Below are 17,148 nucleotides of genomic sequence, written 5' to 3'. Positions count from 1 at the left end.
CGTCCTCGAACTGGTGGCATGGTGTCCGGGCGCACCTGCATGGCGCGCCCGGGGTTTTGGTTACTCTACCTGGTAACCCGCCAGTTTGGCGGCGTTTTTCAGTTCCTGCTCATAGGCGGGCAGAAGATCGGCAAGTTTGCCGTTCGTGGACAACGAGGCGCTGATCGTTTTGCCAAAGGCCGCCCGCATGTCAAACCCGAGAGATGCGAAATCCGGGCTCGAATATTTGGAGGCCGCCTGCATCGTGTCATACACATCGTCAGTCGCATAATACGGGTCATTGTTGACCCGCTCGCCCCAGACAACGGATGCGGCCTCGAATGCGGGCATCGTCACCGCGTTGGCAAGGTGCGTCGTTTCTGTTGCCGCCCATGTCACGATATCGGCTGCGATCTCGGGGTGTTCGGTGCCCTGCCAATAGCCATAGTTGCCGCCGCCCCAGCTCCAGGTGACGGGTTCGTCCTGATCGGACCAGCGCAGAGGCAGCGCCGCCGACAGATGGCCCTCGGGAATCTTGTAGTTCGGCTTCATGACGTATTCGCCAAACCAGGTCGGGCCGAGGCTCATGACCAGTTTGCCCGCTACGGCCTCGGTGACCAGGCCGGGTTCCGATGTGCCGAATTTCAAAAGGCTGCCGTTCGCCATCATCCGGTCGATCAATCCGGCCATGCGCATGCAAGCCTCGGATGTCAGGTTGATCCGGAGCGTATCGGTCTTGCCTTCCACCGGGATTGCAACGTCGCATCCCGACGCGGCCAGCATGGCAATGACAATATCCGGCTGAACCCCGGAGCCAAGGAAATACCCCTCGCCGCCCTCGGCCAGTTTGGCGCCAAGCTGTTCGAAGTCCTCCCATGTTTCGGGGATGTCGGCACCCAGCTTTTCCAACAGCGGTTTATCATACCATACGACAATATGGGCGACATCATTTCGCAGGCACAGAACCTTGCCGTTGAGTTGGCACAGGGAATTTGCGTTTGGCAGAAACCCGTCGAAAATCTCCTGTGGAACAACATCGCTCAGATCGGTCAGATAGTTGGTGCGACGCGTGGAAAGCTGTGCAGGCTGGTTGGACGACGACATGAAAATAACGTCCGGCACCTCTGCCTTGGCGCGCATTGCCAATTGCAGCTTGGTCACCAGTTCGTCTTTGTCGACGGTCAGCATTTCCAGCTCAACGTCGGGGTGCGCCTTGTCGTATGCCTCGAATGTTGCAATGCGCGCGGTGTCGGTCCAGACCACCATCTTGGTCTGGGCCTGTGCTGCCGATGCAATGAGCGACATCGACAATGCGCCCACACATCCGAGTGCGGTTCCTGTTCGTTGTTTCATTCTGTCCTCCCTGGAATTGTCACCGATCAACGACCGGCGGCCTTTACTCCGATCCTCTGGTTAATGATTGGCCCGAGGAATCGAAAACGTGAAGTTCGGTTTTTGGCAGGCCAAGAACCACGGCCTGGCCGTATCGCAGATCGGTGTGGCCCATGATCTGAACGATTACCGGGTCTTCGCACCCAACGTTGAAATAGCCATAGTTGATGTTTCCCAACCGTTCTACGGCGTCCACCACAGCGCTTAGGGGCAGGTGCGTGGCGGGTATTTCGCCCGCCGTATCATGAACGGAAACCTGTTCGGGGCGCACACCGATGGTCAGCTTGTCGTTTGCCGCCAGTTCCAGACCCGGCATCTGGAACGAAACCGACGGATCCGCATCAAGGCACAGCATTCCTGAACCGTCTGCCGCAACCGTGACTTCAAAAAAGTTAATCTTGGGCGAGCCGATAAAGCTGGCAACGAACTTGTTCTTTGGGCGGGCGTACAGCTCCATCGGGGTGCCCACCTGCTGGATCGACCCATCGTCCAGCACCACAATCCGGTCGGCCATGGTCATCGCTTCGATCTGATCGTGGGTGACATAGATCATCGTTGCGTCAAGTTCGCGGTGCAGGCGTTCGATCTCCAGCCGCATCTGCACGCGCAGGGCGGCATCAAGGTTGGAAAGCGGTTCATCAAACAGGAAAACCTTTGGTTTGCGCACGATGGCGCGCCCGATGGCAACCCGTTGCCTTTGCCCCCCGACAGCTGCGCCGGGGAACGATCAAGCAGGTTCTCGATCCGCAGAATTCTGGCGGCATCACGGACAAGCTGATTGATCTCGGGTTTGGAAAAGCGCGACAGCCGAAGATTGAACGCCATGTTGTTATAGACGTTCATGTGGGGGTAAAGCGCGTAGGATTGGAAAACCATCGCGATGCCCCGTTCCGACGGCTCGGCAAAGGTCATGTCTTCGCCGTCAATAAGCACTTCGCCATCGGTGATCGATTCAAGGCCGGCAATCATCCGAAGCAGGGTGGATTTGCCTGACCCCGATGGTCCGACAAACACCACGAACTCTCCTGTGCCAATGGTCAGGTCAACGCCATGAACGACCTCAAGGTCGCCAAACGCCTTTCTGACTTGGTGCAGTTCTACATCAGCCATCTATCGTCCTCGGGTTCTGTTCGGTTGTGCAGGTTTCCAGGGTGCTGTCCGACCCAAACTGTCAGAGCAGCCCGCCAGAAAGGGAACGCAGGGTGTCATTGAATGACTGTCGTGTTGGTCGCATTCCGACGAATGAAATCCCAATCGTATTCCACCCCAAGGCCATGCCCTGTCGGCACCGGGAATGTTCCGTCAGCCGCGACCCCCTCAAGGGTGTCGGAATAGGAATCCGCATAGACCGGCGGGCTTGATGAACCACACTTTGGCCCGACAAGCGCCAACTCATAGTAATTTGTGTTGCGGATCGCGGCCATACAGTGCCGCTGAGCCGGACCAGCGCCGTGAACCTCGACATCCATCCCCAGGGATTCCGCCATATGCGCCACTTTCATCGCACCGGTGATGCCCATGTCATAATTGGGATTGAGGCGCACAAAGTCGCTTGCGCCAGAGATTGCCAGATCCGCCTTGGATTCCAGACCCCGCATGTGTTCCCCAATAAGCAGGGGCGTTTTCACACGTTCACGCAGCAGCTTGTTGGCCGAATGTGCAACGCCGCCGTCGCGGAACGGATCTTCCCACCAAAAGAATTCCGCCTCATCGCAGGCATGGCCGACAGTGAGGGCGTCGCCGAATGTCCGCAAATGACATGCCGGATCAAGCATGAGTTTGACGTCAGGCCCCACCCGATCTCGCAAAAGCAGGATCGCTTCGGCCTCTTTCTTGACGTCGCCCTTGACCCAGCCGTGCATCTTGAAGGCCCCATAGCCAAGATTTACGCAATGTTCGGCAAAGTCAGCAAAATCCTGCGCCGTCGTCAGACCACCATTGTCATCGCCATGATAGGTGCTGGCATAGGCCGGCAGGCTGGTGCGGCTTGACCCCAGCAGGGTCGCCACCGAGGTTTCCAGACTTTTCCCGGCCCAGTCCCAAAGCGCGATATCAAGGATGCCCGCCCCCATCTTGTCGTACTTGCGCAGCCCGCGCTTGAACTCCTCATAAAAGGCAAGCCGATGCGACGGGTCGCGGCCAATAATTTTTTTGGCGAGATACGCCGTCTGGCCAAGGGCCATTGACACACCGCCGACATAGGCACCAACCACCCCGTTCGAGGCCTCAATCCTGACCGCGACAGACGACATGGTTCCCTCGGTGTCCGGGATATAGATGGAATCATAGCCATCCTCTGACGGGCCAAGATTTCTCACCTTGTAAGAGAACTCCAGCAGTTCAATCTTTGTGATTTCGGCCATTGTTGATCGCGCCTCTCTGTGTCGTATTTGATATAATATCAAAAATATAATATCGGATGTCAACCGAAATTTGCACCCCTTCAAGTCTGCCGCACCACAGCGCGTGATCCCCCAGCCCCATGTTGCCTGCCCCATCAAATGAAATATTTCGCGCCTCAACTGCCCCGGTGCCGTGGCAATTCCAGTCAGGATGCATCCCGTGCCGCAAAAGGGGGGCGCCAGACATACAAGGTGTTTGCGCAACCATCGGTGCATGATTTTGCTGTGCAGCATCTTCACAACGCGACCGCCAGATCAGCCCGGAAAGCCCCAGTCACGGGCCATGCAACCCCGTGCAAGTGATTGACAGAAGCAGGTTTCGCGGAAACTATCCCTTATCGGACACCAATCGAAGTTTTCCAAAAAATCAATAACAGGGAGGAACGTGAATGAGCTTTCGGGGAATGATGCGAGGCTGGGCAACCGCAGCCTTGACGGCAAGTCTTGTTTCGGCAGGCGCGATGGCCGTTGCAGAAGACTGGTCGCAGATCGAAGCGGATGCAAAAGCCGAAGGGGCGCTGCTCGTTTATTCGACCACCAGCAGAACGGCGAAAGCCGCCGAAGCCTTTTCCGCCAACACCGGCATTGCCGTGGAAGTGGTCCGTCTTGGCGAACAAGACCTGATCCAGCGCGCCTATCAAGAGGCGGCCGCAGGGGTTCGCGATGTTGATATGATCGTCGCCGAAGATTGGGTTGCCGCGCGCGAACTGCTGTCGAACACTGGCTATTTCGTCAACTATATCCCGCCAACCGCACGCGAATTGTTTGCCGAACGCCATCAGAACCCGCTTGTTCTTGGCTATATCAACCGGGTTTTCGGCTATAACACCGACAAACATCCTGATGGCGATCCGTTCGTAAGCGTCTGGGATCTGACAACCGAGGAATACCGGGGCCGCGTTATGATCCGTGATGTCGCGATCACCGGCGAACATCAGAACGCGTTTACGGAATGGGTGCGCCGCAGTGATGAACTCGCCGCTGATTATGAGGCGCGCTTTGGCAAACCACTGGAAATGACCGAGGCAAACGCCGGGTTGGAATTCATCAAGCGGTTCCTGCAAAATGACGCCATCATCATGACGTCTGATACCAAGATCACCGAAGCCGTGGGCGCCCCGGGCCAGGAAGACCCACCCTATGGCATGTTCTATGTCTATTCCAAGCATCGCGATGTGCCGCTTCAGGATCTGCGCATCAAGGACAGCCGCCAGATCAGCCCGACCTTGGGCTATTACTATCCCATCGTGCTGCAACTTTCGGCCAATGCAGAACATCCCAACGCCGCCAAGATGTTCATGGAGTATCTGGGCACCCTCGAAGGGTTCGCGCCCTGGGCGGATCTCGCCCGGCGTCTATTCGCCCAACCCCAACCAGGTGCCCTTTGAGGGTGACATGCCCCTGGCATGGTGGGAAGATCATATGTGGTCGTATGACCTTGATTTTGCGGCGGCAAATCGTGGCATCGTGCTGGATACCTGGCTGAAGTACGCACAGCGCTGACGGCCTTTTACCTGTTACTGACTGATACCGGGACATGCCAGACAATGGCCTGCCCCGGTATTGACGGGCCCGCGCCGGGCCACCGTTCTGGAAATAAAGGCCCCGTCCATGCGAACCACCTTTAACCGTTTTCGTCTTGGCCTGACGCCACAACGGATACTGTCAGTTCTTTTTCTCGTAATCCTTGGGTATCTTGTCATTGTGCCGCTGTTCCTGATGCTGCGCGAGACGTTCATCGTCCATCCGCTTGAGCGGTTTCAGATCCCGGGCGCGCAGATCGGTGATTGGACCTGGGCCCATTGGCAACGCAATTTCCTGAGCGATAACGCCTATGCCTTCTTTTACAAACCCCTGATCAATACACTGAAGATCGCGCTGGGGTTTTCACTGTTGGCGCTTGTCATCGGCGGCACGCTGGCGTGGCTGGTGGTGCGGACTGACCTGCCGATGAAGGGGTTTATCGCCAACGCGGCGATTGTTCCCTATATCATGCCCTCGTGGACACTGGCGCTGGCATGGATCACCCTGTTCAAGAACCAGCGCATCGGCGGCGACCCGGGAATTTTTACGGCGTTGACGGGGATCGCCACGCCAGATTGGTTTGCCTACGGGCTGTTTCCGATCACCATTACACTGGCGCTGCATTACTTTCCCTTCGGTTTCATGCTGATCGGTGGCGCGTTGCGCAATATCGACGCGCAGCTTGAGGAATCCGCCGAACTTTTGGGGGCGGGCCGGTTCACCACCCTGCGCCGCATTGTTATCCCGCTTGCGCTTCCTGCGATTTTTTCGACGTTTCTTCTGACCTTTTCGCGCGGGCTGGGCACCTTCGGCACGCCTGCCTTTCTGGGTGGCCCCGTGCGCGAATTTGTCTTGTCCACCTCGCTTTATGCCAACCTGATCGGCCAGCGTCCGGGAATTGGATATCTGGCCGCCGTGGTGATGATCGTGCTTGGGGTGCTGGTGCTTTATATGGATCACAAGATCATTGGCACCCGGCGCAGTTATGTCACCATATCGGGCAAGGGCGCGCGCGCGGGGCTTGTTGCGCTGGGGCGCTGGCGCTGGCCGGTGGCGGCGCTGGTGCTGGGGTTCATTCTGGCGGTTATCGTGGTGCCATTGTGCGCCCTGGTGATTGACACGGTGATGTTGCGGCCCGGCATTTATGCGTGGGATAATTTCACCCTGCATTACTGGATCGGTGACGCAAGCCTGACAACCGGCCTTGGCACCGGCGAACCGGGGATTTTGCGCAATTCACAGCTCATGTCGGCCCTGGGCAATACAATGATGCTGGCGGTGGTCGTCGCATTGATCACCGGCATTCTGGGGGTTCTGGTTGGCTATGCGATCGTGCGGATGCGCGGCAGTTGGGTTTCGCAGGCGCTCGATCAGATGTCATTCCTGCCGTATCTGATGCCCTCGATCGCGCTTGGGGCGATTTTCCTTGCCATGTTTGCGGTGCCGCGCGGGCCAATACCGTCGTTGCATGGCACCTTCTTGCTGTTGGTGATCGTCTGTACCGTCAGTTACCTGCCCTATGCCGTCAAAGCCGGGGTAAGTGCCATTCGCCAGATCGGCCCCGAACTGGAAGAGGCCGCGGTGATGGTCGGGGCGTCATGGTGGACCAGAATGCGGCGCATTCTGATTCCGGTGCAGAAATCCACTTATTTCTCGGGAATGTTGCTGCCATTCATTTCGGTAACGCGGGAATTGTCTCTGCTGATTTTGCTGGTAACACCTGCCACGCAACTGGCGACAACAATCACGCTGCGGTACACGGATCGGGGGTGGTATCCCTATACCAACGGTATGGTGCTGTTGTTGGTGATCATCGTTGTCAGCAGCACGATCCTCAGCCGTCGGTTGATGGGAACAAGTATCGCAAAAGGTTTGGGGGCTGACATGCCAGCAATCATTCTAGACAACGTATCCCGGACCTATGGCAAGGCGGTGCGCGCGGTCAGCGATCTGTCATTGGAAATTCCGGACGGATCGTTCACGACGCTTCTTGGCCCTTCGGGATGTGGCAAAACCACGACGCTGCGCATCATTGCCGGGCTTGATATGCCAACAAGCGGCACCATTCAGATCGGCGATCAGATCGCGTTTTCACTGGCCGAAGGAAAATCCTTGCCCCCAGCGAAACGCGGCCTTGGATTGGTGTTTCAGAGCTATGCGCTCTGGCCGCATCTGACCGTGGCGCAAAACATTTCCTTTGGGTTGGAGGTGCAGAAAATTGGCCGCGTCGAGGCAGCCCAGCGGTTGGAACAGGTCGCGACCGCGCTTCAGATTGATGGCCTGCTTGGCCGCTATACAAGCGAGCTTTCCGGTGGTCAGCAACAGCGCGTGGCCATCGCGCGCGTACTGGTGATGCAGCCGTCAGTTCTGTTGCTGGACGAACCCCTGTCAAACCTTGATGCAACGCTGCGTATGGACATGCGGGCGGAATTGAAACGCCTGCACCAAGAGACAGAGGCAACAATCATCTATGTCACCCATGACCAGCTGGAGGCGCTGACCATGTCAACGCATCTTGCCCTGATGCAATCCGGCAAGCTGCAACAATTCGCCCCCCGCTTGAGGTTTATGCCCAGCCCGCAAACCAGTTTGCGGCGGATTTTCTGGGCAATCCCCGCATCAATTTCATGGAAGGCACGATCGCGGATGGCATGTTTCATGGGGCAGGCCTGACCCTTGCGGTGCCTGCCGAAATATCTTCGGCGCAGGGAGCGAACGTCACGTTGGGCCTGCGCGCAGAAGAGCTGCACTTGCACGGCGCCACGGCGCCCGGTCTTGCCCCTGCCAGGGTGACCACGGTATTGCCCACCGGATCAGACTGGTATTACAACATTGATATTAATGGAAAATCAATGATCGTGCGCCAGAATGATGCACCGCGATTGCAATATGGCGACATTGTTCATGTTGAGGCGCGCCCCGACACTCTCAAGCTGTTCACCGCCGATGGCCGGGCGCTGATTGGGGCACCATAGGGCGCACCGGCGTCACCCTCTGGCTTTGGCGGTGCAATCTTGGCGGATGATTTCCGCGATGCTCATGAGTTGGGCCGACAGGGGGGTCGTTTTTCGCCAGACAAGGCCGATGGTCCGTGACGGTCTGGGTGTATCCAGACGCACGACAGATACGGCAGCAGAGCGCGTTTCGATCGCCACAGCCATATCAGGGATAAGCGTCACCCCGATCCCTGCCCCGACCATCTGAACCAACGTCGACAAAGAGCTGCCTTCCATCAGATCACGCGGCAAGGTCGATGACATCTTGCAGAACGACAGGGCCTGTTCGCGAAAACAATGCCCCTCTTCCAAAAGAAGCAACCGCATTTCGCGCAACATTGCCACGTTGGGAACCGGCTTTTCCACATCGTCAAGCGGTCTGACCAGAACGAATTCTTCGTCAAACAGAGCTTCTTCGTGCAGCGCGTGTTCGGAAATCGGCAGGGCGACAATGGCCGTATCAAGGCGCCCCTCGATAAGATCTTCGATAAGTTTCTGGGTCACCGCCTCGCGGGGGCGCAGATCGAGATCAGGATAGTGTTGTGTGAGGTTTGCAATGAAATTCGGCAGAAAATAGGGCGCGACGGTTGGAATCACACCAAACCGGAAGCGGCCAACGAGGGGGCCGCGTGATGCGCGGGCCAGATCGCTGAGTTCGCCAACGGATTGCAGAATATCATGGGCGCGCAACTGAAAAACCTCGCCAAGTTTTGTCAGGCAAATCCGTTTGCCCCCTCTTTCGACAAGGGGCGCGCCAAGTATCTCTTCAAGTTCTTTGATCTGCACGGACAGCGCAGGCTGTGAAATGCCACAATCCTGCGCCGCGCGGCCAAAGTGTTCGTGCCGGGCCAGAGCCACAAAATACTTGAGGTGCTTTACGGTCACGTCCGCCATAGGTGAAAGTTATCACGTCAATCAGAAAATACAATTTTTTATAATGGCTGTGCGGGTATATAGTTCCTTGGAAATGGAGCCGTTCAATGCGATGCCGTTCAGATTCGGCAAGATGCCAGAGTCGTTCAGGCGATGAACGGTTGGCCATTTATCTTGATTGCCGGGCGTAACACCCTGATTGGAGACGAACATGGATGGAAATGATATGAATACCGCGGGCAAATGTCCCTTTGTTCACGGCGCGGTAACCCATACTGGTGCGTCGGTTGCGGATTGGTGGCCAAATGCGCTTAACCTCAGCATCCTGCATCAGCATGACACCAAGACCAACCCGATGGGCGGTGATTTCGACTATCGCGAAGAAGTGAAATCGCTCGACGTCGAGGCATTGAAAGAAGACCTCAAGGCGATGATGACGGACAGTCAGGAATGGTGGCCCGCCGACTGGGGCACCTATGTCGGGTTGATGGTCCGCATGGCCTGGCATTCCGCCGGAACCTACAGAATATCCGATGGGCGCGGGGGTGGCGGCACAGGCAACCAGCGTTTCGCACCGCTGAATTCCTGGCCTGACAACGTCGGCCTGGACAAGGCGCGACGCCTGCTTTGGCCGATCAAGAAGAAATACGGCAACAAGATTAGCTGGTCCGATCTGATCCTGCTGGCCGGAACGATGGCATACGAAGCGGCAGGCCTGAAAAGCTATGGTTTTGCCTTTGGCCGTGCTGACATCTGGCAGCCGGAAATTGATACCTATTGGGGCGCCGAGAAAGAGTGGCTTGCCGACAGCGACAGCCGCTATGGCGATATCGAAGATGCATCCACCATGGAAAACCCTCTTGCTGCCGTGCAGATGGGGCTGATCTATGTGAACCCGGAAGGGGTGAACGGCAAACCTGACCCGTTGAAAACCGCACTGCATGTACGCGAAACCTTTGCGCGTATGGCCATGAACGACGAAGAAACTGCGGCGCTGGCAGCTGGCGGGCACACCGTTGGCAAATGCCACGGCAACGGCGACGCTGCGGTGCTGGGGCAAGTTCCCGAGGGGGCCGACGTTGAACACCAGGGCCTTGGCTGGCACAACCCGAACGGCAAGGGCAGCGGGCGCGAGGCGGTCAGCAGCGGCATCGAAGGCGCCTGGACCACCAACCCGACCCAGTGGGACATGGGATATTTCAAACTGCTGTTCGGTTATGAGTGGGAACTGAAGAAAAGCCCGGCAGGCGCCTGGCAGTGGGAACCGATCGACATCAAGGAAGAAGACAAACCCGTCGATGTCGAAGACCCGTCAATCCGGGTCAACCCGATCATGACCGATGCCGACTTGGCCATGAAGATGGACCCGATCTATCGCGGTATCTGCGAAAAATTCGCCGCGGACCCTGCGTATTTCGCAGACACCTTCGCCCGCGTCTGGTTCAAGCTGACCCACCGCGATCTGGGGCCAAAGGTGCGCTATCTTGGCCCTGATGTGCCACAGGAAGATCTGATCTGGCAGGATCCGGTTCCCGCTGGCAACACCGGTTATGATGTGGACGCCGTCAAGGCACGCATCAACAACAGCGGTTTGACGCTGGCCGAGATGGTGGCGACCGCATGGGACAGCGCCCGGACCTATCGCGGGTCAGACATGCGCGGCGGGGCCAATGGCGCCCGTATCCGTTTGGCGCCGCAAAAGGATTGGGAAGGCAACGAACCTGCGCGCCTGGCCAAGGTGCTTGGGGTGCTGGAGGGCATTGCCGCCGACACGGGGGCAAGCGTGGCGGACGTTATCGTTCTGGCCGGGAACTGTGGTGTTGAACAGGCTGCAAAGGCGGCCGGGTTCGACGTGACGGTTCCCTTCGCGCCGGGCCGTGGTGATGCAACCGACGCGCAGACCGATGCGGACTCCTTTGCGCCGCTTGAACCGCTTGCCGATGGCTATCGCAACTGGCGCAAGGCGGATTATTCGACCAGCCCCGAAGAAATGTTGCTGGACCGCACCCATCTGATGGGCCTGACCGCCAATGAAATGACGGTTCTGGTTGGTGGCATGCGCGCCATGGGCGCCAACTATGGCAACAGCAAGGACGGCGTTTTCACGGATCGTGTCGGCGCCCTCACGCCCGATTTCTTTGCCGTGCTGACGGACATGGCCTATTCTTGGCATCCCGTTGAGGGCGGCGGTTACGAAATCCGTGATCGCAAGACGGGTACAGCAAAATGGACAGCAACACGGCTGGATCTGGTCTTTGGCTCCAACTCGATCCTGCGATCCTATGCCGAAGTCTATGCGCAGGACGACAACGCCGGCAAATTCGTGACCGACTTTGTTGCCGCATGGGCCAAAGTCATGAACGCAGATCGGTTTGATCTTGTGTAAATAGGGTTGTGGCGGCCATCGCCAATTCAATCCACCAGATCGGCCAGCCCTTGGCCGATCTGGAACGTCCCCTTTCTTTGGTTTTGATTGCCTGCACAAGCGTTGTTACACGCCACGGCAGAAGATGATGTCGCAAACGGTTTCCGGTGCATGTCACCGGGTCAAGTTCCCCCTGCCCTTCCCCGACCGGTCAAAGGGTCGAGGTGGCGGCCGATTTCGGCAATGACATCGGTTGCGATTGCGGGCAGAACATCGCCCACCCGTGTCAGGATCGCTGTCTTGCGTTCGCGGTTGGCGGGGGTGTTCAGCAGGACGACACGATCAGCGTGGTCAATGGCGATCATCCGCGCGTTGGCAAGGGCCAGAAAATCGGTTCGGGCCAGAACATCCAGCATCAGGACATTGGATTCGATGGTCATTCGCGGCACTGGCGGCGCGCGCCCTGCCGCCAGAAAAAGCCCACTCACATGGCGCCATGAATAGGTTTCCGGGCGGGCGCTGATCCATTCATAGGCGCTCAGCTCGTCCAGGCTGATCTGGCCTATGCGGGTCAGGGGATGATCGTGGCGCACTGCCACGCCTTGCCGGTCCGGTTGAAAATAGCGCGCTTCAACACCGGTCAGATCATCCAGTTCGCTGGGGGTTGCCAGCACCAGATCAAGGTCGCCGTTGCGCAGATCGTCGATCATCCGCCAGGATTGATGATCCGAAAGCAGGGTGATCCGCGCCTGCCGGGCATCTCCGGCGAAATCGCATAACACCTGCGGAATGATCTGGCGCAGCGCCCAACGGATGGCGACGCCAATCCGCAGCTCTGCCTTGCTGCCTTCGATCTGCGCCTGCAATGCGCCCGACGTTTTGTTCAGTTGATTGTCAAGCAGCCGGGCGTGCCGCAACAGGGTTTCACCCAGTCTGGTCAGGCGCGCGCCCTGCGGCCGCCGTTCGAACAATTCGCCGCCCGCCAGGTTTTCCAGGGCGCGGATACTTTTGGTCATGCCCGCCTGTGAAATATGACAGTGAACGGCAGCACGGTTGATGCTGCCGAACTCTACGACTGCCAGAAAATGGGTCAGCCTGCGGGTGTTGAATGGCATGGCGCGCACGCTCCGGTATTGGCGGCAGGGGGTAACAGAAAGTTATACCTATAGTCGCATCCCTGTACTACCCCGGGCAACGGTGCCGTGCAAAAGTCGCGAAAGAAAATTGGGAGGACTGAACCATGAAATTTTTAACCCGTTTCCTTGGGCTTTCACTGGCGTGCCTGATGTCGACAGGGGCGCAGGCCCAGGCCGATTATCCGAGCGCACCCCTGCGAATCATCGTTCCGACCGATGCCGGGGGCAGCGTTGATGCTTTGGCGCGGACCTTTCAGCGTGGCATCGAAAACCAAAATGTGTTTCCATCGGTGGTGATCGTCAACCTGCCGGGGGCCGGTGGTACGGTCGGCACCCGCTCGCTGCGCGATGCGAAACCGGACGGTTATACCATCGCCCTCTGGACATCGGGGGTTATCACCTCAAAGGCGATGGGCGTGGTGGATTACGATCACACCGCCTTTACCGTTCTGGGCGGCACCGGCCAAACCGAAATCGGCATGGGCGTGCTGGACAGTTCACCGATCAAGACGCCGCAAGACCTGATCGAAATGTCCAAGGCCAAACCAGACAGCATCACCGTGGCCACCAACATCGGCCTGCCGGTGTTTTTCATTCCGATGATGTTTCAGGAAGAAGCCGGCATCAAGATGAAGTTCGTACAGATTGGCGGCGGGGCAAAACGTCTGGCCTCGATCCTTGGGGGCCATACGGACATCGCGCAATTCTCGGTTTCGGAGTTCCAGCAATATAAGGACAGCGGCCTGCGCCCATTGTTCCTGTACTCGAAAGAACGCAGCGCGGAATTGCCTGACGTACCGACAGCCGTTGAATCGGGCGTGAACCTGTCCATCACGGAACCGCGCATCTGGCTGGCGCCTGCTGGCTTGGGTGACAGCGAGGCCGCGAAACTGCGCGAGGTGTTGTCAACCGCCGCGTCGGACCCTGAAATTGTTGCCCAGTTGCAAGGGCAGGGGATCGACCCAACCTGGTATGGGCCGGACGCGACCAAGGAACAGTTGGACGAAGCCGCCGCGCGCACCGAACCGCTGGCCGCGATCGCCCGTGGCATGGCCGCCAACTGAGGACGCCGGGGATGAATGCTCTTGTTACGCGCGTCGACAACGCCGCCTGGTTCGCCTGTGGTCTTGGCCTTGTGGTCGCCGCTGTGCTGCTGATTGCCGCGCGCAACATTGCGCCGCCGATATTCGACCCGGTCGGATCGGCTGCGCTTCCCCGGGCCTGCGCTGTTGCGTTGATTGGCACGGGCCTGGGGATTGTCATCGAAGCGGTACAGCGGGCCAGGCGTGGGTTGACCGCGCCACCCTCTGCGCCGTTGCGTTTGGGAACCGCCGGAACATTCGCGTTGATGGTGGCCTATCTGGCGGCCATGCAGGCGGGGCTTGGGTTTACCCTTTCAACCATCCTGTTCACCGCGCTGGCCATTCCGCTGGTTGCCCATTCACTGCGATCGATCCCCCCGCAATCGGTATTGCATTGCTGATGGGGTTCGGGTGCGACTGGGTGTTCACCTCTGTTTTCTTCGTTGATTTGCCGAGTTTCCAATGATTCAGGGATTGATTGACGCAATCGGGCCGATGGCCCTGATCTGGACGTTTATAGGCACGGCATCCGGGATTCTGGTTGGGGCCATTCCCGGTCTTGGCGGTGGAATGCTGATGGCGCTGGCCTTGCCGCTGACCTTTTCGATGGAGCCATTGTCGGCAATCCTGCTGCTGATCGGTATGCATGTCGGTTCGGTCAGTGGTGGCTTGATCAGCGCCACCTTGTTGAAAATGCCCGGCACGCCGTCCTCGGTGATGACCACGTTCGATGGCCACCCGATGGCCCTGCGCGGCGAGCCGGAGCGCGCGCTGAGCCTGGGGATCGGCAGTTCGCTGATCGGGGGCCTGTTTGCCGGTATCGTGCTGGCCTTGCTGGCGCCGCCCCTGTCGTTCTGGGCGCTGAAGTTCGGGCCATGGGAACTGGCCGCGCTGATCCTCATGGCGCTGGTGCTGGTGGCGGCGATTTCCAAAGGCTCGACGCTCAAGGGCCTGTTTTCGGCAACCCTTGGGGTTGTCGCGGCCCTGCCCGGGCTGGCTGAATCCGATGGGCAGTTGCGCTATACCTTCGGGTTTGATGACATGGCGGCCGGGTTCCGGCTGTTGCCGGTGCTGCTGGGCGTTTTTGTCGTCAGCCAACTGCTCAACGAAACCGACAAGGCGCTGGGAACCGGCAATCTGATCAGGCTGGGAAAACGGATTGCCTTTCCAAAGCTGAAAGTATGGCGTGCGCAGACTGCCAATATCATCCGCTCGTCCGTGATTGGCACCTTCGTTGGTATCCTGCCCGGCGTGGGTGCCAGCATTTCGGCGATGGTCGCCTATGGTATGGCGCGCACCTTTTCGAAAACCCCGGAAAAATTCGGCACCGGCCATGACGAAGGCATCGTCGCCTCGGAGGCGGCCAACAACGCCAATGTCGGTGGCGCACTTATTCCGCTGATTACCCTTGGCATCCCCGGAGCGCCGGTCGATGCGCTGTTGCTGGGGGCGATGGTGATGCATCAGATCCAGCCCGGTCCGCTGTTGTTCACCACCCATGGCGATCTGGTCTGGGCGATGATCGCGGCTTATTTCATCGCCAATGTCATGATGTTTGTCATAATGGCCGGCAGTTATCGCCAGATTGCCCGGGTTATCACGATTCCGACGCAATATCTGGTGCCTGTGGTCTTTGTTCTTTGCGCGATCGGGTCATTTTCCGTGGGCAACCGGCTGTTTGATGTCTGGGTGATGCTGGGGTTCGGGCTTTTGGGCTATGCGCTTGACCGGGCCCGTGTGCCGCTTGGGCCGTTCATCATCGGGCTTGTGCTGGCCACACCGTTTGAATCGGAGTTCCGCACGGCACTGCAACTCTCCGATGGGTCGATGCTGGCGATTGTCGATCATCCTGTTGCCCTGATTTTCGTGGCCCTTGCCGTGGTGATGCTGGTGCTGCCGATGGTGCGCCGCACTCCGCCGCCACCGGTGGTGGCAACCGGGGATAAGGAGGACGCATGATGCCCAACACCCTTATCCTCATGTCGGATGAACACAGCCGCAAGGTGATGGGCGCCTATGGCAACGCCCTTGCCGCAACCCCAAACCTCGACGCGCTGGCGGCGCGGGGCACGTTGTTTACCGCCGCCTATTGCAACAGCCCGATCTGCGTGCCGTCACGCGCCAGCCTGCACACGGGTCTTTACCCGCATCAGATCGGATATTGGGACAATGCCATGCCCTATGACGGGCGGGTGGCAAGCTGGGGTCATGCCCTGCAATCTGCGGGGCGGTCTGTCACATCCATTGGCAAGCTGCATTTTCGCAATGAAACCGACGATACCGGGTTTGACGAACAAATCCTGCCCCTGCACGTCAAGGATGGGGTGGGCGACCCGACCACGCTGTTGCGTCGCAATCCGCCTGAACGCCCCGGCACGCAGCAGATGGCGGCGATGACCGGCCAGGGGGTGACGCCCTATTGGGAATATGACCATGCGGTCGCCCAGGCCTCGGCAGAGTGGTTGAAAACCCCGCGCGCGCCTGGCTGGACATTGTTTGTTTCGCTGGTGTTGCCCCATTTCCCCCTGAACGCGCCTGACAGGTTCCGCGCCCTGATTGACCGCGACAGGCTGCCGTTGCCAAAGATGAACCGCAGTTACCCGGGTGAAAATGCAAGCGTCAGCGCAATGCGTCGGTTGCAGAATTTTCAGGATCACTTTGCCGATGACGATGCCGTGCGCGAGGCGGTGGCGCAGTACTACGCCCTGTGCGCCGCGCTGGATGAAAATATCGGGATTGTTCTGGGCGCATTGAAAGACAGCGGCGCAGAGGATGACACGGCAGTGATCTATACCTCGGATCACGGCGACAATCTGGGCGCGCGGGGCTATTGGGGGAAATCGACTTTGTGGGAGGAAAGCGCCGGCGTGCCGATGGTGATTGCGGGGCCGGGCATCCCGCAAGGGCATCGCAATGACACGCCTGTCAGCCTGATTGATCTTTATCCAACGGTTCTGGATATTGCGGGCCTGCCTTTGGCCCCTGACCGCCCGGGGGAAAGTCTGGTGAAACTGGCCACCTGTGATGATCCCGAACGTGTGGTGTTTGCCGAATACCACGCTGTCGGGTCGCCCACCGGAATGTTCATGCTGCGACTGGGGCGTTTCAAGCTGATCGAATGCGTGGGGGATGATCCCTTGCTTTATGATCTTGCGGATGATCCCGAGGAAACCCGTAACCGCGCCAATGACCCCGCCTTTGCCGCCCCCCTTGCCGCATGCCGTGCCGCGCTGCGCCGGATTGCCGAGCCGGAGCGCGTGAACGAAACCGCCTTTGCCGATCAGGCCGCCCTGACCGACCGCCTTGGTGGCGAAGCCGCAATTCGCCGCATTGTTCCCCTGGCCTTTACCGATCCACGGGCAGAACAACCCGCCTGACACGACACCACCCAACAGGAAA

General features: G+C 58.7%; 12 protein-coding genes and 1 pseudogene. 8 read left to right on the top strand and 5 right to left on the bottom strand.

The genetic code is table 11. From position 1 onward, the window contains the following. Positions 1-60: 60 nt before the first annotated feature. The 3 genes and pseudogenes from AC0L7P_RS20665 to AC0L7P_RS20655 form a co-directional block, all read right to left on the bottom strand. Positions 61-1,332 (bottom strand): ABC transporter substrate-binding protein, encoded by a 1,272-nt coding sequence (locus AC0L7P_RS20665; RefSeq protein ID WP_473436003.1) that lies wholly within the window; start codon positions 1,330-1,332, stop codon positions 61-63. Between the two features lie 43 nt (positions 1,333-1,375). Beyond that, positions 1,376-2,481: pseudogene (locus AC0L7P_RS20660) on the bottom strand (ABC transporter ATP-binding protein). 95 nt (positions 2,482-2,576) lie between these two features. Then, a complete protein-coding gene (locus tag AC0L7P_RS20655) occupies positions 2,577-3,734 on the bottom strand; it encodes an enolase C-terminal domain-like protein (RefSeq protein WP_473436002.1) in 1,158 nt (385 codons plus the stop codon). Positions 3,735-4,162: 428 nt separating this feature from the next. Here AC0L7P_RS20655 and AC0L7P_RS20650 point away from each other — a divergent pair, with 428 nt between their 5' ends. The 3 genes from AC0L7P_RS20650 to AC0L7P_RS20640 all read left to right on the top strand — a co-directional run bounded on the left by AC0L7P_RS20650 (position 4,163) and on the right by AC0L7P_RS20640 (position 8,272). After that, the gene (locus AC0L7P_RS20650; RefSeq protein ID WP_473436001.1) at positions 4,163-5,161 is read left to right on the top strand and encodes an ABC transporter substrate-binding protein; all 999 of its coding nucleotides are present in this window, start codon (positions 4,163-4,165) and stop codon (positions 5,159-5,161) included. 223 nt (positions 5,162-5,384) lie between these two features. Beyond that, positions 5,385-7,970 carry an ATP-binding cassette domain-containing protein gene (locus AC0L7P_RS20645; protein WP_473436000.1) on the top strand — a complete coding sequence of 862 codons (2,586 nt, stop codon included), beginning with the start codon at positions 5,385-5,387 and terminating at the stop codon, positions 7,968-7,970. Continuing rightward, positions 7,925-8,272 (top strand): TOBE domain-containing protein, encoded by a 348-nt coding sequence (locus tag AC0L7P_RS20640; protein WP_473435999.1) that lies wholly within the window; start codon positions 7,925-7,927, stop codon positions 8,270-8,272. Before AC0L7P_RS20645 ends, AC0L7P_RS20640 begins: the two co-directional genes overlap by 46 nt. A 12-nt stretch (positions 8,273-8,284) precedes the next feature. On the opposite strand, the gene AC0L7P_RS20635 is transcribed toward AC0L7P_RS20640, so the two are convergent. Further along, positions 8,285-9,187, bottom strand: a complete 903-nt coding sequence (locus AC0L7P_RS20635; RefSeq protein ID WP_473435998.1) for a hydrogen peroxide-inducible genes activator — start codon at positions 9,185-9,187, stop codon at positions 8,285-8,287. 190 nt (positions 9,188-9,377) lie between these two features. Between AC0L7P_RS20635 and katG the strand changes: the two genes are divergently transcribed. Beyond that, complete coding sequence (gene katG / locus AC0L7P_RS20630) at positions 9,378-11,552, top strand: catalase/peroxidase HPI (protein ID WP_473435997.1); 2,175 nt, start codon at positions 9,378-9,380, stop codon at positions 11,550-11,552. A 161-nt stretch (positions 11,553-11,713) separates the two neighbouring features. On the opposite strand, the gene AC0L7P_RS20625 is transcribed toward katG, so the two are convergent. Further along, positions 11,714-12,646 (bottom strand): LysR family transcriptional regulator, encoded by a 933-nt coding sequence (locus AC0L7P_RS20625; protein WP_473435996.1) that lies wholly within the window; start codon positions 12,644-12,646, stop codon positions 11,714-11,716. A gap of 125 nt (positions 12,647-12,771) precedes the next feature. Here AC0L7P_RS20625 and AC0L7P_RS20620 point away from each other — a divergent pair, with 125 nt between their 5' ends. The 4 genes from AC0L7P_RS20620 (at position 12,772) to AC0L7P_RS20605 (ending at position 17,126) form a co-directional block, all read left to right on the top strand. Further along, positions 12,772-13,731, top strand: coding sequence for a Bug family tripartite tricarboxylate transporter substrate binding protein (locus AC0L7P_RS20620; protein ID WP_473435995.1), 960 nt, complete (start codon positions 12,772-12,774; stop codon positions 13,729-13,731). An 11-nt stretch (positions 13,732-13,742) separates the two neighbouring features. After that, entirely contained in the window at positions 13,743-14,150 is a 408-nt protein-coding gene (locus AC0L7P_RS20615; RefSeq protein ID WP_473435994.1) for a tripartite tricarboxylate transporter TctB family protein, read from the top strand. A 73-nt stretch (positions 14,151-14,223) separates the two neighbouring features. After that, on the top strand, positions 14,224-15,708 hold the full coding sequence (locus tag AC0L7P_RS20610) for a tripartite tricarboxylate transporter permease (protein ID WP_473435993.1): 1,485 nt from the start codon (positions 14,224-14,226) through the stop codon (positions 15,706-15,708). Continuing rightward, a complete protein-coding gene (locus AC0L7P_RS20605) occupies positions 15,708-17,126 on the top strand; it encodes a sulfatase family protein (RefSeq protein WP_473435992.1) in 1,419 nt (472 codons plus the stop codon). The genes AC0L7P_RS20610 and AC0L7P_RS20605 overlap by 1 nt, the downstream gene beginning before the upstream one ends. Positions 17,127-17,148: the final 22 nt, after the last annotated feature.

It is taken from the genome of Oceaniglobus sp. K40-3, from assembly GCF_055808395.1.
Note: the sequence above shows the minus strand (reverse complement) of the source record. Positions and strands in the feature narration are given on the sequence as shown.